General features: G+C 34.6%; 17 protein-coding genes. 9 read left to right on the top strand and 8 right to left on the bottom strand.

Features of this window, described 5'->3' with window-relative positions:
• From LQ677_RS13605 to folE2, 4 genes are all read left to right on the top strand, one after another.
• Positions 1 to 685, top strand: a 685-nt coding sequence (locus LQ677_RS13605; protein ID WP_239749034.1) for a MurR/RpiR family transcriptional regulator, incomplete at its 5' end; no start/stop codon positions are given.
• 77 nt (positions 686 to 762) lie between these two features.
• Positions 763 to 1,122 carry a YojF family protein gene (locus LQ677_RS13600; protein WP_025904884.1) on the top strand — a complete coding sequence of 120 codons (360 nt, stop codon included), beginning with the start codon at positions 763 to 765 and terminating at the stop codon, positions 1,120 to 1,122.
• Between the two features lie 12 nt (positions 1,123 to 1,134).
• Positions 1,135 to 1,803, top strand: a complete 669-nt coding sequence (bshB2, locus tag LQ677_RS13595; protein WP_037589936.1) for a bacillithiol biosynthesis deacetylase BshB2 — start codon at positions 1,135 to 1,137, stop codon at positions 1,801 to 1,803.
• Between the two features lie 18 nt (positions 1,804 to 1,821).
• Positions 1,822 to 2,700: a GTP cyclohydrolase FolE2 gene (gene folE2, locus LQ677_RS13590; RefSeq protein WP_239749033.1), complete on the top strand. Its 879-nt coding sequence runs from the start codon at positions 1,822 to 1,824 to the stop codon at positions 2,698 to 2,700.
• Positions 2,701 to 2,765: 65 nt separating this feature from the next.
• Here folE2 and LQ677_RS13585 read toward each other — a convergent pair whose 3' ends face one another.
• The 4 genes from LQ677_RS13585 to tadA all read right to left on the bottom strand — a co-directional run bounded on the left by LQ677_RS13585 (position 2,766) and on the right by tadA (position 5,603).
• Complete coding sequence (locus LQ677_RS13585; protein WP_239749032.1) at positions 2,766 to 3,173, bottom strand: GNAT family N-acetyltransferase; 408 nt, start codon at positions 3,171 to 3,173, stop codon at positions 2,766 to 2,768.
• 350 nt (positions 3,174 to 3,523) lie between these two features.
• The gene (locus tag LQ677_RS13580; RefSeq protein ID WP_037589932.1) at positions 3,524 to 4,102 is read right to left on the bottom strand and encodes an NADPH-dependent FMN reductase; all 579 of its coding nucleotides are present in this window, start codon (positions 4,100 to 4,102) and stop codon (positions 3,524 to 3,526) included.
• Positions 4,103 to 4,206: 104 nt separating this feature from the next.
• The gene (locus tag LQ677_RS13575) at positions 4,207 to 5,076 is read right to left on the bottom strand and encodes a Cof-type HAD-IIB family hydrolase (RefSeq protein WP_107576865.1); all 870 of its coding nucleotides are present in this window, start codon (positions 5,074 to 5,076) and stop codon (positions 4,207 to 4,209) included.
• A 59-nt stretch (positions 5,077 to 5,135) separates the two neighbouring features.
• A complete protein-coding gene (gene tadA / locus LQ677_RS13570; protein WP_037589959.1) occupies positions 5,136 to 5,603 on the bottom strand; it encodes a tRNA adenosine(34) deaminase TadA in 468 nt (155 codons plus the stop codon).
• A gap of 83 nt (positions 5,604 to 5,686) precedes the next feature.
• On the opposite strand from tadA, the gene LQ677_RS13565 reads away from it, so the two are divergent.
• On the top strand, positions 5,687 to 6,301 hold the full coding sequence (locus LQ677_RS13565) for a deoxynucleoside kinase (protein ID WP_037589930.1): 615 nt from the start codon (positions 5,687 to 5,689) through the stop codon (positions 6,299 to 6,301).
• Entirely contained in the window at positions 6,291 to 6,959 is a 669-nt protein-coding gene (locus LQ677_RS13560; RefSeq protein ID WP_025904877.1) for a deoxynucleoside kinase, read from the top strand. Before LQ677_RS13565 ends, LQ677_RS13560 begins: the two co-directional genes overlap by 11 nt.
• A gap of 49 nt (positions 6,960 to 7,008) precedes the next feature.
• On the opposite strand, the gene LQ677_RS13555 is transcribed toward LQ677_RS13560, so the two are convergent.
• The 4 genes from LQ677_RS13555 to LQ677_RS13540 all read right to left on the bottom strand — a co-directional run bounded on the left by LQ677_RS13555 (position 7,009) and on the right by LQ677_RS13540 (position 11,609).
• Entirely contained in the window at positions 7,009 to 7,719 is a 711-nt protein-coding gene (locus LQ677_RS13555; RefSeq protein WP_239749031.1) for an HAD family hydrolase, read from the bottom strand.
• A 70-nt stretch (positions 7,720 to 7,789) separates the two neighbouring features.
• Positions 7,790 to 8,884, bottom strand: coding sequence for a branched-chain amino acid aminotransferase (locus LQ677_RS13550; RefSeq protein WP_049319454.1), 1,095 nt, complete (start codon positions 8,882 to 8,884; stop codon positions 7,790 to 7,792).
• Positions 8,885 to 8,990: 106 nt separating this feature from the next.
• A complete protein-coding gene (locus LQ677_RS13545; RefSeq protein ID WP_037589928.1) occupies positions 8,991 to 9,953 on the bottom strand; it encodes an L-threonine 3-dehydrogenase in 963 nt (320 codons plus the stop codon).
• 468 nt (positions 9,954 to 10,421) lie between these two features.
• Complete coding sequence (locus tag LQ677_RS13540; protein ID WP_025904873.1) at positions 10,422 to 11,609, bottom strand: glycine C-acetyltransferase; 1,188 nt, start codon at positions 11,607 to 11,609, stop codon at positions 10,422 to 10,424.
• A gap of 153 nt (positions 11,610 to 11,762) precedes the next feature.
• Here LQ677_RS13540 and LQ677_RS13535 point away from each other — a divergent pair, with 153 nt between their 5' ends.
• The 3 genes from LQ677_RS13535 to LQ677_RS13525 are packed head-to-tail and all read left to right on the top strand — an operon-like array spanning position 11,763 to position 15,293.
• Entirely contained in the window at positions 11,763 to 12,932 is a 1,170-nt protein-coding gene (locus LQ677_RS13535) for an amidohydrolase (protein WP_126476316.1), read from the top strand.
• Positions 12,933 to 12,934: 2 nt separating this feature from the next.
• Positions 12,935 to 14,134 carry a M20 metallopeptidase family protein gene (locus LQ677_RS13530; RefSeq protein WP_239749030.1) on the top strand — a complete coding sequence of 400 codons (1,200 nt, stop codon included), beginning with the start codon at positions 12,935 to 12,937 and terminating at the stop codon, positions 14,132 to 14,134.
• Entirely contained in the window at positions 14,118 to 15,293 is a 1,176-nt protein-coding gene (locus LQ677_RS13525; RefSeq protein WP_037589926.1) for a M20 metallopeptidase family protein, read from the top strand. Before LQ677_RS13530 ends, LQ677_RS13525 begins: the two co-directional genes overlap by 17 nt.
• Positions 15,294 to 15,299: the final 6 nt, after the last annotated feature.

Below are 15,299 nucleotides of genomic sequence, written 5' to 3'. Positions count from 1 at the left end.
TTATGCAATTGGTGTATCAACTTCTAGCATTACTAGATTTAGTCATAAATTGAACTATCAACATTTTCAAGATATGAAGTTCAATATTCAACAAACTTATGAGAAGACGGATATTCAAAACGTTCCGCTCATTAAAAGAATCCATGAATATCATCAAACGCTTATACAACAAACTGGTGAATTTATATCTAATGATAAAATTAATCAATTGATTGATATTTTAACCAATAGTCGTCAAACGCTTTTTGCAGGTTTAGGAAGTTCTGGTTTAACGGCAACTGAATTCTATTATCGAACCATGAGAATGGGCATAGCTGGAAGTTCTGTAACTGATGCGCATCAAATGAAAATTGGGGCTTCGCTATTAAATAAAAATGATGCGTTAATTGCATTTTCTAATAGTGGCAAGACAGAAGAACTGATTAATGCTGCTAAAATTGCGAAATCTCAAGGGGCAACTGTTATTGCGATTACAAACTATGCTGGTAGTGAACTGACTGCTTATTCTGACATTGTCATCATGACGATTGATCAAACGAGAGTGAACGATAAACAATTCATTAACACACAAATTTCAGCACATTTCTTGATTGATGTTGTCAGTTATATGTTGTTAGAGCGACAAGATAATATGAATCTTTATCAGCATACGAGAGATGTCATACTTCAAGACAATAAATCATAACTTGTGAGCAGAATGTATATAAATTTACTCAAGAATTTAGTAGAATAGTAAAGTATATACTATGAGGAGTGAAAGGCATGGAATTAATTCAAGTAGATCAAGTACAATCACTAATATCGGAATATGAAAATAAGCCAGTTTATCTCCATGTAGAAACAACAAATGGTGCTTATGCAAACCATTTTGATAGCAAAGTATTTAATGCTGGTACATTTTTAAGAAATATTCAAGTTACTTTTACACACGCACATTTAACAGGCGGTAATAAAGAACCTTATCGTGTTGGTTTAAAATTAGACAACAACGGTTGGGTTTATGTTCAAGGACTAACACATTATGAAGTAACTGAAAATAACGAACTATTAATAGCGGGACTAAATTATGAAGGACAACTTGCTGCAACTTTAGAAATTAGTAGCAATCCTTTCAAGGATTAAGAGGTGAATACAATGAATGACGAAAGACAAGTATTAGTTATTTTTCCACATCCAGACGACGAAGCATTTGGAACATCTGGAACATTAAGTAAGTTCGTGGACAATGGTACACCAGTAACTTACGCATGTTTAACGTTAGGACAGATGGGCCGTAACCTAGGTAACCCACCTTTTGCTACACGTGAATCTTTACCATTTATAAGAGAACGTGAATTAGATGCAGCAGCTGAAGCGATTGGTATCACAGATTTAAGAAAAATGGGCTATAGAGATAAAACAATCGAATTTGAACCTAAAGATGAATTAGATAATATGGTAAAATCATTAATAGATGAACTTAACCCATCATTGATTATTTCATTCTATCCTGGTTATTCCGTTCACCCTGACCATGAAGCAACTGCAGAATCAGTTGTAAGAACAGTCAGTCGTATGGAAGCATCAGCAAGACCTAAATTACACCTTGTGGCATTTAGTAATGACACTTACAGCGATTTAGGAGAACCGGATATTAATATAGATATTACTGGATACGAAGAACGCAAGATGAAAGTCCTTAAAGCTCATGCGTCTCAAACAGGTCCAATGTTACAAAACCTTGCTTCAAATACTCAAGAAGGTGAAGCGGCTAAAGATATGTGGATGAAGACAGAACATTTCTGGACATATCATATTGAATAGATAGTGGAGGCAATGTGAATGACACAATTAGATTTATCAACACGTGAAGCGCGCTGGAAATATTTCGGTTCAGTTGACCCTATTAAAGGTACAAAGCCAACTGAAAAAGAAAAGATGCCTGATTTACAAAGCTCTAAGAAAGATTTCCTGTTCGAAATTGAACATGTTGGTATCAAGAACTTAATTTACCCTGTAAGAATTGATGATTTTCAAACAGTTGGAAACTTCGAATTTTCAACAAGTTTAAATCAAGACGAAAAAGGTATTAATATGAGCCGTATTATCGAAAGTGTTGAAAAACATTATGATAACGGTGTGAAACTAGATTTCGACCATTTAACATCATTATTAAATACACTACAAACTGCAATGATTCAAAATACTGCATCAGTAGATGTAACAGCAAAATGGTTCTTTAACCGCTTTAGCCCAGTTACAAACCAAAAGGCAGTCGGTCATGCAGATATTAGATATATCTTATCCGTTTCAGAAGATAAAATAACAAAGAAATCTTTAGGTATAGAAGTACCTGTAACAACGTTATGCCCATGTTCTAAAGAAATTAGTGAATACTCAGCTCATAATCAGCGTGGTATCATCACAGTCCTAATTGATTTAGATCCAGAAGTAAGCCTACCAGATAACTACAAAGATATTGTATTAGACGGTATGGAGGCTAACGCAAGTTCAATGTTATATCCAATCTTGAAACGAACTGACGAAAAAGCAGTAACAGAAAGAGCATATGAGAATCCAAGATTTGTAGAAGATTTAATTAGATTGGTAGCAGCTGATTTAGTAGAATTAGAATGGATTCAAGGATTCGAGATCGAATGCCGAAACGAAGAATCTATACATCAACACGATGCATTCGCAAGATTAAAATATACTAAGTAATTTAAATAGAGAACGGACCGACGTAGAACAGTCGGTCCGTTTTTTTGTTTGTGGATACGGGAGGGCTATTGGTTGATCTTCATGAAAGCAGTACAGCCATACTTATCTAATGACAATAACTCATTCTTTTCATAAAAATTGATAGTCTTTTCTGATGTATCCGTCATTAATACAACTTGTCTGACATGATTAAATCGTTCTTTAATCATATTTAAAAGTTTGCTACCTATTCCGTTACCTTGATAATCAGGATCTATAAGAATATCTTGTACATATGCAATTGAATGGTCATCACTAATAACTCTAGTCAATCCAACTAATTGATCATGATCCCATATAGTTACAAAGTAACATGCATTTTTTAAAAGTACAGTCATATCTTCATTATTCTTTACATATACATCCCAACCGACACTTAAATATAACTTTTGTAAATCCTCATTGCTAGGTATTCTCTTTATTGAATATTCCATGGTAATACCTCCTATTATTGCTTAATCATCAAGTTATCAAAAGTACTTATTATTGTATTAAGGTAATTATACATTATTATGGTGGTTTGTGATGTTATATGGGGTGGTAGTCTCATTTTCGGGTCGATAAATTTTTTTATCGGCCTGATAATCCCGTTTTCGGGTCGATAAATTTTTTTATCGGCCTGTAAATCCTGTTTTCGGGTCGATAATTTTATTTATCGGCCTGCAAATCCTGTTTTCGGGTCGATAAATTTTTTTATCGGTCCATATTTCCCACTCCCATCCCGACATTTCCACCTTTCTCTATAAAGAAAAGAGCAACAGCCTAAGCTGTTGCTCTCCTCTTATTATGAATTTACTTCTTCTGTTTCAATCCATGGGTTATTTTGTATTAATTTTGTGATTTGTTCTGTAAATAATTTAACGCGTAATTTAATATCATCTACATCTACATAATATGTGCCGTCTTCTGTTTTACCATAATCTGCATCTTGTGTTGAGATTTGAACTGGCACTGCGATACCTAATAAGTTTCTCATAATAATACGTAAATGTGATAATGGTTCTGTACTGCGCATACCACCACTGTTACATATTAAGCCAACAGGTTTCATTTTAAATTGATCCATCGTTAAATGATCTAATGCATTTTTCAGTATACCTGAATATGAACCGTGATAATTTGGTGTACCGATAATAATTGCATCGGCTTCTTCGGCTTTCTCACGTAATTCATTTACATTATCTTTAACGCGTTCGTCATTTAAATGCTTGCCTGATACATCTAAAAAAGGTATTGGTTTATCATATAAATCAAACAATGTTACTTCTGCACCTTGTTCTTCTAAATTACCTCGAACAAATTGTGCTAGTGCATGTGTATGTGAATATTGTTTTGCGCTACCTACAATAAGTAATACTTTCAATGTTGTCACCTCAAAATTTTAATGATTATCATTACCGACCATTATAACATACAAAAAAACTATGAATTTAAATTTATAGAAAAATCATTCTTTTGGACGATGTTTTAGCGGTCATAATCTTTGAGTGCATGTATAATCGCTTTACCTACACCACTGTGTTCATTAGTGTCTGTAACATAATCTGCTATCTCTTTAACTTCGGGTGCACCATTTTCCATGGCAACTGCATAGCCTGCTTTTTCTAACATAGAAACGTCATTTAAATTATCACCAATTGCCATTACGTCTGACATTGGAATGTTTAATTGATTTGCGATTTCTTCTAAAGCAATACCTTTTTGAGCATCTGAATGTGTAATTTCGATATTCCCTCTTGATGATGAAGATACAGCTAAACTTTTTGATTCAGAAATTTCAGCTTTGGCTCTATCAATTTTAGATAAGTCACTCGCGAATGCTAATATTTTTAAAATGATTTCGCCTGGTCTATTTTCGATTTCATCGTAGCTATCAACCGTTTTTAAAGTACCGTTGTCAATTCTACTTTGAATGTTGGCACGGATTTTTTTAACATCTGCTTTTTGACCAGCTTTTTCAGCGATATCAACGTAGATTTCTAAATCTTTTTCTGGGTCTTCTGTATATATACCAAAGTTTGTATATACTTGATAATAAATATCTTCTTTATTTAAGACGCCTGTGATTTTGTTGATTAATGGACGTGTTAATTTAGATGTATGAACGATGTTGAATTCTTCATCTCTTACTTCTGCACCATTCAAACAAATATATGGTAATGTTAAATCTGTTTTTTCAATTGGACTGTTTGCTTCATAAAATGCTCTACCCGTAGCTATAACGACAGTTATCCCTTTAGATTGTGCATACTTTATTGCTTCATAATTTTCATTAGAAACTTCATGTGCAGCGTTTAATAAAGTACCATCCATATCTGTTGCGATTAACTTAATCATGAAAGTAACCTCTTTTCTTTATATTCAACATAAATTTTAACAAATAACCGTAATAATCTCTATGAATCTGTATTATTCTGCTTAATTTGTTTTTTTAAAATCCTTTTTTCCTTAAAAAATGTTCGTAACATATCTCCACATTCTTGTTCGAGCACTCCTCTTTCAACTGTTGCTCGATGATTGAATCGTGTATCTTCTATTAAATTCATTAAGCTACCACTACAACCGCCTTTTAAATCTGTTGCGCCGTAAACGACATGAGGAATTCTACTCATAACAATAGCGCCTGAACACATCACACAAGGCTCTAACGTAGCATATAATGTTGTCTCTTCAAGACGCCATGAATTAAGGTGCTTGGCCGCTTCTTGTATCGCTATCATCTCAGCGTGCGCTACAGGACTTTGATCATGTTCTCTTAAATTATGCCCTCTGCCAATTACTTCATCTTTATAAACAATTATTGCGCCAATCGGTACTTCATCCATTGCCCAAGCTTTTTTTGCTTCTTCAATTGCAAGTTTCATATATTTTTCATGCACGTCACATTTCACTCCGTTTAATTTGTGATAGAATAGGTATGTCTATTTTAACATCTGGAGAGATATATATGAAAAAAACCTTTATCGCAATTGAAGGACCAATCGGCGTCGGGAAAAGCTCTTTAACGAAAAAGCTTGCTGAAGCGCTCCATTACACTGAAGAATTTGAAATTGTTGATGAGAATCCATATTTAAGTGATTTTTATGACGATATTTCTAAGTGGAGCTTTCAAACCGAAATGTTCTTCTTGTGTCATCGTTACAAACAGTTAACTGATTTAGAAAATATTAATGGTATTGTGAGCGACTATCATATCTTTAAAAATAAGATTTTCGCTAAAAACACATTAAATGAAACTGAATTTGATAAATTTAGTAGAATTTATGATATCTTAACTGAAGATATTCGCATGCCTGACCAAATTATCTTTCTCGATGCATCCCTCGAAGTACTTCAACAACGAATTGCCCATCGAAATAGATCATACGAAACTCAAATTGAAAATGATTATTTAGCTCAACTTAAACGTGACTATAATCAATTTTATGAAGAAGTAAAAAATGAAATTGATGCCATTCAAATCGATACTTCTCATTTAGATTTCGTGAATAACACCGCAGATTATCAACAAGTCTTAAACTTATTACAACCTTTGATTGGAGAGATTATACATGACAAATAAAGTCATACCAAATGATGCTATCATCACAATTGCTGGTACTGTTGGTGTTGGAAAATCATCTTTAACACAAGCACTTAGCGAACGACTAAACTTCAAGACTTCTTTTGAGAAAGTCGATAACAACCCTTATTTAGAAAAATTTTATCACGACTTTGAACGTTGGAGCTTCCATCTACAAATTTACTTTTTAGCAGAACGCTTTAAAGAACAAAAGAGAATGTTCGAATATGGTGGCGGATTTATTCAAGACCGTTCAATATATGAAGACGTTGATATATTTGCTAAAATGCACGAAGAACAAGGCACAATGACTGAAGAAGATTATGCAACGTATAGAGAATTATTTGAAGCAATGGTTATGACACCTTACTTCCCTAAACCAGACGCATTAATCTATTTAGAATGTGACTATAACGACGTCATTCAACGTATCCAAAGACGTGGACGTCAAATGGAAATCGAAACAGATGAAGCATATTGGAAAAAATTATTCTCACGTTATGATAATTGGATTAACAACTTTACAGAATGTCCAGTTGTACGTGTAAATATTAACGACTATGACTTATACGAAGATCCAGATTCCATTAACCATATTATAGATAAAATTGCGCATGTCATTGAAACACACCGTTCAATCGATACACGCGTGAAATAATAAAATGGCCATAAACATGCTGTTATAAGCATATTTATGGCCATTTATTTTATTTACTCCATTCCGCTTCTTGTGCGTAAAATTCATTAATATCTTGATAAATAAAGTCTGCATCTGATAAATCTTCTTTATTACCCGTACCGCTCAGAACGCCAATAACTTTCTTGAAGTGTGCATTCTTACCCATTTGTATGTCTGTTGGTGTATCGCCTATAATCACAATTTCGTCTGGTGATACGTTCCATTTTTCATAAAATGCTTCTACCATTTTTGGATTTGGCTTTTGATAACCGTTAATAGATGCTGTTATTTTTTCATCTATTAAATGACCTACACCTGCATCTTGAATAAATCGATTTGTCCCGTCGATATCATCACTTGTTATAATTGCGATTTGGTATGATTTATCTTTAAATGCGGTTAATGTTTCTACCATTCCTTCTATAACGATCGTTTCTGGTTCGTACTCTGCGATTAAATCTTTGCTTAATTGTACTGTCCAGTCTTCAATTTCTTTTGAATCAGCATTTTGTGCAAATTGTGTAAACACACGTACGATATCAGCTAAAGTTCCAGATGCTAATATACCACTTGATAGAAATTGTCCGTCTACATATCCTAACGCTTCTTGTAATGCTTGTTTCTGCTCTATATGATATTTCTCTACAAAGCGATCGATCATCACAAGTGATATTTCAGACCATGTTTCATCAAACTTAAGCAATGTCCCATCTTTATCAAATAATAACCATTTAATCATCACTTTACTCCTTTAAAAAAGAGCCTGCTACAGATACTGTCTCAGACTCTCTTCTTATTATTGAATTTATTTACACAATTTCAATGTGGCTTTCTTGTCCTACAACAACTCTCCAACCATGTTTATCTTCTTTCTTACCTGTTTGGATTGCTGTATATTCATCAAATAACGTTTGAGTAACCGGACCGATTTCATTATTATTAATTGTAATTTCAGCTTCTTCGTATTTTAGGAAACCTACTGGAGAAATAACTGCTGCAGTTCCTGTTCCGAAAATTTCTGTTAAACGACCGTCATGATGAGCATTTATAATATCATCAATAGATAATCGTTTCTCTTCAGTTTCATAACCTAACTCTTGAGCAAGTTCGAGAACTGTTTTACGTGTAATACCTGGTAAAATACTACCATTCAACTCAGGTGTTACAACTTTGCCATCGATGACGAAGAATATATTCATACTTCCGACTTCTTCGATGTATTTTTGTTCAACGCCGTCTAACCATAATACTTGATCAAATCCAAGTTCATTAGCACGTGTTTGCGCAATTAAACTTGCTGCGTAGTTACCACCACATTTAGCAAATCCAACGCCACCTCTTACAGCACGTACATATTCATCTTCAACATATATACTTGTTGGTTTCATTTGATCATCACCGTAATAAGCGCCTACTGGAGAAAGTATTACTAAAAATTCGTAGTCCGTAGAAGAACGCACACCTAAGTATGGTTCAGTTGCATATACAAATGGTCTAACATATAAAGATTGACCTTCTCCACTTGGAATCCAATCGCGCTCTAAATCAATAAGTTGAATTAAACCGTTCAACACTTTTTCTTCATCGATTTGAGGCATTTCAAGTCTTTTTAAAGATAAATTAATTCGCTTGAAATTTTGGTCAGGTCTGAATAACGTAACTTCATCCCCATCTTTATATGCTTTCATTCCTTCGAACACTGTTTGTCCATAATGAAGACCTTGTGCACTTGGTGACAACGTAATCGGCCCATATGGAATTATTTTAGGCTCTGACCAGCCTTCACCCTGTTTATATGACATAGATAGCATATAATCAGTAAAGATTTCGCCAAAGACCAAATTTGAAAAATCCGGTTTCTCTTTAAGCTGTTCACGCTTTTCTACGTAAAATGTTTCTGTCATAATGATTCCTCCTAGGCTAATTAATAATTAATGTTATCAAGTATATCAGTCATAGAGGCGTTATTCAATGAATTTTTGGAAAATTTAAAAAATATACACAATAAAATTACTGTTTAGCTAAATTATCTTTTTCTTCAATAGCTTTAAGCATTAATGAAGTCATTTTTTCTAAATCATAAGTTGGTGAGAAGTCCCACTCTTCTTTCGCGCAAGTTGAATCAATAGAATTTGGCCAGCTATCAGCAATTGCTTGTCTTTCTGGATCCACATCATAACCTAATTCGAAATCAGGCATATGTTTTTGGATAGCTGCTTTAATTGTTTCAGGATCAACGCTCATTGCGCTCACATTATATGCATTACGGTTAATTAATCGTGAACTATCCGCTTCCATCAATTTAATGATTGCATCAATAGCATCATCCATGAACATCATATCCATAAATGTACCTTTATCAATATAGCTATCGTATCTTCCTTCCCTGATAGCTTTGAAATAAATTTCCACTGCATAGTCTGTTGTACCGCCACCTGGTTCTTTAACGTAAGAGATTAACCCAGGAAATCTCATACTTCTAGTATCTACGCCAAATTTCGTGTAGTAATAGTCACATAATAATTCCCCAGCTACTTTGTTTACACCATACATTGAAGTTGGTCTTTGAATAGTAACTTGTGGAGTCATATCTTTAGGTGTATTTGGTCCAAACGCACCGATTGAACTTGGTGTGAAGAATTGCATATCGAATTCACGTGCTATTTCAAGTGCATTCACTAATCCACCCATATTTAAATTCCAAGCGAATAGTGGATTCTTTTCAGCAGTTGCTGAAAGTAATGCCGCCATATGCATTAAAGTATCTGCATTGAAATTTTTAACTAATTCATGAAATCTTTCTTGATCTGTAACATCTAAAATTTCAAATGGTCCATTATTAATTTCGCTGTCACTTTCTGGTTCTCTAATATCAGTCGCTAATACATTTTCATTACCATATTTATTTCTTAACTTTATAACTAATTCTGTCCCTATTTGTCCTAACGCCCCAGTGATTATTATCTTTTTCATTTTAAATCCTCCTGTATTGTTGAAATGTTCATTTGTACGCACAAGAAAGACAAAAGCGCTTTCTTCAATGATATTTTACTATATTTTTATCGTTTTGTATACTTCAGAAGTACATTAGAAAGATAAATAAAGTTACCTAATACAAAAAAACAATCGTATTGTAATACATAAGTCGAGAATAAAATGTTAGTTACGGTACGTTTCGTTACAAAAGTTCTGAGTTTTGTTACTAACGGCTCCCTTAATTACAAAAGTACGGAGATTTGTTACTAACGGCATCCTTAGTTACAAAAGTACGGAGATTTGTTACTAACGCCCTCCTTAATTACAAAACCCGCAAGTTTTGTTACTAACGACTCCCTTAATTACAAAAGTATGGAGTTTTGTTACTAACTATCGCCTCAATCGCTATAAATTAAAAGCGCATGGGACGTATTCATTTGTCCCATGCGCTTGATGAAATATTAATTATAGTAATCCTAATTCTTTACCGATTTTTTCATAAATATCAATTGCTTGATCTAGTTGTTCTTTTGTATGAGCGGCTGTTGGCATGTTTCTTACACGGCCTGTACCTCTTGGAACTGTTGGGAATACGATTGCTTTCGCATACACACCTTCGTCCATTAATCTCTTACTAAATGTTTGAGCTTTTTTCTCTTCACCGATAATTACAGGTGTAATTGGTGTTTCTGAATGACCAATATCGAAGCCTTTTGCTTTTAAGCCTTCTTTTAAGTAATTAGCGTTATCCCATAATTTATCATGTAATTCTGTAGAAGCCATTAATTTTTTAACTGATTCTGTAATAGCTTTAGTGTCTCCAGGTGCTAATGAAGTTGAGAATAAGAATGGTCTTGAAGCAACTTTTAACCAGTCGATTAAATCTTTAGTACCAGCTACATAACCACCTACAACACCAATTGCTTTTGATAGTGTTCCGATTTGGAAGTCAATTTTGTCTTGAAGTCCGAAATGTTTAACTGTTCCTGCACCTTTACCCATTACACCAGAACCATGCGCGTCATCAACATATGTGATTAAACCAAATTCTTCAGCAATTTCTACAATTTCAGGTAATTTTGCTACGTCTCCATCCATTGAGAATACGCCATCTGTAATGTACATAACTTTATTATATTGACCTGATTCAACCGCTTCTTTAGCTTTCGCTCTTAAATCATCCATATCTGAGTGATTAACACGAATAATTTTTGCTTTAGATAAACGACAACCATCAATAATTGAAGCATGGTTTAATTCATCAGATAAGATTGCATCATTTTTATTCATAACAGCTGAAATAGCAGCCATGTTACAGTTAAAGCCTGATTGGTATGCAATTGCACTTTCAGTACCTTTGAACTGAGCTAAAGTTTCTTCAAGTTCTCTGTGTAAGTCTAATGTACCGTTAATTGTACGTACTGCCCCCGCACCTACACCGTGAGAATCTATCGCATCTTTAGCAGCTTTCTTTAAATCTTCATCTGTTGCTAATCCAAGATAGTTATTTGAAGATAAGTTAATGTAATTTTTACCTCCAATTGTAATCTCAGCACCATTTGCACCTTCAACGACATCAATCTCGTTATATAGGCCATTGTCTTTTAATTCATTTAAATTTGTTTGTAAGAATGAATCTAATGTTTGTACCATTTAAACCTTCTCCTTTAGCACTTTTTCTCAATCATAACACATCAAAATCAAAGAATTAAGCGTTATCATCTTAAATTGAATTGTTTAAATTTTCTATAAATTTTGCTACAATTATCATATTATATTTTTAAAGAACTGAAAGAAGGTTTATGAATGGTTAATTGGAAAGAAGAAGTAGATAAAAAATTCGATCGACTTGTAGACATCAGAAGACATATGCATAAAAATCCTGAACTATCCTATCATGAGGAAAAAACTCATGATTTTATTTTATCTGAATTAAAGAAACTAGATAAATTAGAGATTAAAGCGCCAGTCGGGGAACGTGGTATTGTCGCTAAATTAACAGGGAATGAACCTGGTCAAACGATCGCATTTCGTGCAGACTTTGATGCTTTACCTATTCAAGATGAAAAAGACGTACCTTATAAATCGACTGTTGATGGTGTAATGCATGCTTGTGGTCATGACGGTCATACCGCTACACTCTTAACATTCTGTGAAATACTGCATGAACATCAACATTTGCTTAAAGGGAATGTTGTTTTTATTTTTCAATATGCAGAAGAATTAAGTCCTGGCGGTGCTAGTCCAATGGTTGATGATGGTGCATTAGAAGGTGTCGATAAAGTTTATGGAAACCATTTTTGGAGTGGTCATGAAACATCTTCAATTAAGACACGTCCTAATGAAATGATGGCATCACCTGACTACTTTGAAGTGACCATTCAAGGTAAAGGTGGTCACGGTGCTAAACCTCATACATCAATCGATCCAATTGTAATCGTAGCTGAATACATTTCTAGCATCCAAAAAATCATTTCTCGAAACTTAGACCCAATAGATCGAGGTGTGATTACAGTTGGGAAAGTAGATGCGGGTACTGCATTTAATGTTATAAGTGATACAGCTACTTTAGCGGGTACTGTTAGAACATTTAAACCAGAAGTTAAAGACACAATAGAAGCTGAGCTTGAACGTGTCTTAAAAGGAATTTGTTTAGCCAATAACGCGACTTATGACTTTGAATACCGCAGAGGCTATCCTACAGTCGTCAACCATGAAGAACAATATGAAGTGGTTAAAGAAGCTGCTGAGCGCTTAGATTTAACTTATGAAGACATCCCTCCTATGATGATAGGTGAAGATTTCTCATACTACTTACTTAATCGTCCAGGTTGTTTCTTCCTAACTGGTAGTGGTAATGAAGATAAAGGCTCAACTGCCCCACACCATCATCCTATGTTTGATTTAGATGAAGAAGCAATGAAGACGACGACACAAATGTTTATTCAAGTGCTTGAGATAGAAGGTGTTCTATAAGAATGAAAAATATTTTATTACAAAAAGTTGAAGACTATTATGATGAAATGATTGAAATCAGAAGATATTTACATATGAATCCAGAATTATCTTTTGAAGAAGTGAAGACACCTGCTTATATTGCACATTACTTAAGAGAATTAGGCATTGACGTTCGTGAAGGCGTCGGAGGACGTGGTGTTATAGGTACATTAAACAAAGATAAAGAAGGTCCTACATTAGCGATTAGAGCTGATTTTGATGCATTACCTATCCAAGATGAAAAGGAAGTACCTTACAAATCAACTGTTGATGGTGTCATGCACGCTTGTGGTCACGATGCCCATACGGCTGTATTATTAATGACTGCGAAAATTTTATCTGAACATAAAGATGAAATTAATGGTCGCGTCGTCTTTATTCACCAACATGCTGAAGAAGTCGATCCTGGTGGTGCTATTCAAATGATTGCTGACGGGTGTTTAACAGGCGTTGATGCGATTATTGGGCAACATGTATCTAGTCATTTAGATGTTGGTAAAATCGGCTATAAATACGGTACAACGACAGGTATTCCGGATGACTTCTGGATTACTTTGAAAGGTAGAGGTGGACATGCTGCACATCCTGATCAATTAATTGATCCACTCGCAGCAGGTATACAATTATGTAACGATTTACAATACATTGTTTCACGTAAAACAAGTGCACTCTCTCCTGCCGTTTTATCCATTACAATGTTCAATGCTGGAGAAACGAATAATGTCATACCAGATACATGCAAAATTGGCGGAACGATTAGAACGTTCGACTCAGATACACAAAATAGTGTCATAGAAGGCTTTAAGAAAGTATTAGAAGGCATTGCGACTTCTACCGACGTTACTTACGACTTAAAATATAGTAAAGGGTATCCCCCTGTCATTAACACGGAACGTGAAACTGATCTTATATTAGAAGCGACTAAAGAAATTGATAGCGTTGAAGAACTCGTAGAATTAGAAGCAAGTTTAGGTGGAGAAGATTTTTCTTATTATCAACAGCGTGTTCCCGGTGCATTTTTCTATACAGGCACAAGAAACGAGCATTTCAAAGCTGACTTTCCTCATCACCATCCAAAGTTTGATATTGATGAGCAAGGCTTAATAAACGCTGTACGCATCTTCATACTCACAACATTTAAGTTTATGGAAAGGAATGATATTCATGACATTAACGACTGAAGTTAATCAATACATGGATGAATTAATAGAAATTAGAAGACATTTACACCAGCATCCCGAACTTTCTTTTCAAGAAGAAAATACAAAGAAATACATAGCTGATTATCTTGAAAACCTTGGAATTGAAGTTAAAAGAGATGTCGGTGGTAATGGCTTGTTAGGTTATATAAAAGGTGGACATGAAGGCCCAACGATTGCATTAAGAGCTGATTTTGATGCATTGCCTATTCAAGACGAGAAAGATGTACCTTATAAATCTAAAGTCGATGGTGTGATGCATGCTTGTGGTCATGATGCGCATACAGCAAGTTTACTCATCACTGCAAAAATACTTAAAAAGCACGAGCAAGATATTCATGGGAATGTCGTGTTAATCCATCAACATGCTGAAGAGTCACTTCCAGGTGGCGCTAAAGCGATGGTAGAAGCCGGTGCACTCGATGGTGTGGATTATGTCTTCGGAACACATACAGCAAGTCATATTGACGCGAATAAAGTTGGATTTTGTTCTGGACCAGCATATGCTGCAGCTGATTCATTTGAAATTGATATACAAGGACTAGGCGGACATGGTGCTATGCCTCAACTAGCTAAAGATCCAATCGTTGCTGCATCTTCATTGATTGTCCAAGCACAAAGTATCGTTTCAAGAACAGTAGATCCATTAGAATCGGCTGTCGTAACGTTCGGTACATTTAAAGGTGGTAATGCATTCAATGTTATCGCGGATAAGGTTCAATTATCAGGCACTATTAGAACGTATTTACCATACGTTAAAGATCAAATTAAAGAACGATTAAACGGCATATTAAACGGTATCGAATCAAGTTATGGTGTTAAATGTCATTTGAAATATCACGATGGCTATCCACCAGTAGTAAATCATGAGAAAGAAACAGAATGGGCTAAAAAACTTGCATCAGAAATTGATTCAGTTGAAGAAGCATTCGATTTCCCTCCTTCTTTAGGTGGCGAAGATGTTGGTTATTTCTTACAACATGTTCCAGGAACATATTTCTTTACTGGTGTAGGTAACGAAGCACTTAAAGCGACTTATCCGCATCACCATCCAAAATTCGATTTAGATGAACAAGCATTACAAAATAGCGTCAAATTATTCTTATCTATTATTGAACATAGTGATGAATTAGAAAAATAAGCAATA

It is taken from the genome of Mammaliicoccus sp. Q-M61 (genome assembly GCF_022386055.1).
Classification (GTDB): Bacteria; Bacillota; Bacilli; order Staphylococcales; family Staphylococcaceae; genus Mammaliicoccus; species Mammaliicoccus sciuri_A.
The sequence above is the reverse complement of the archived record's forward strand: the minus strand, read 5'-3'. Positions and strand labels throughout refer to the sequence as shown.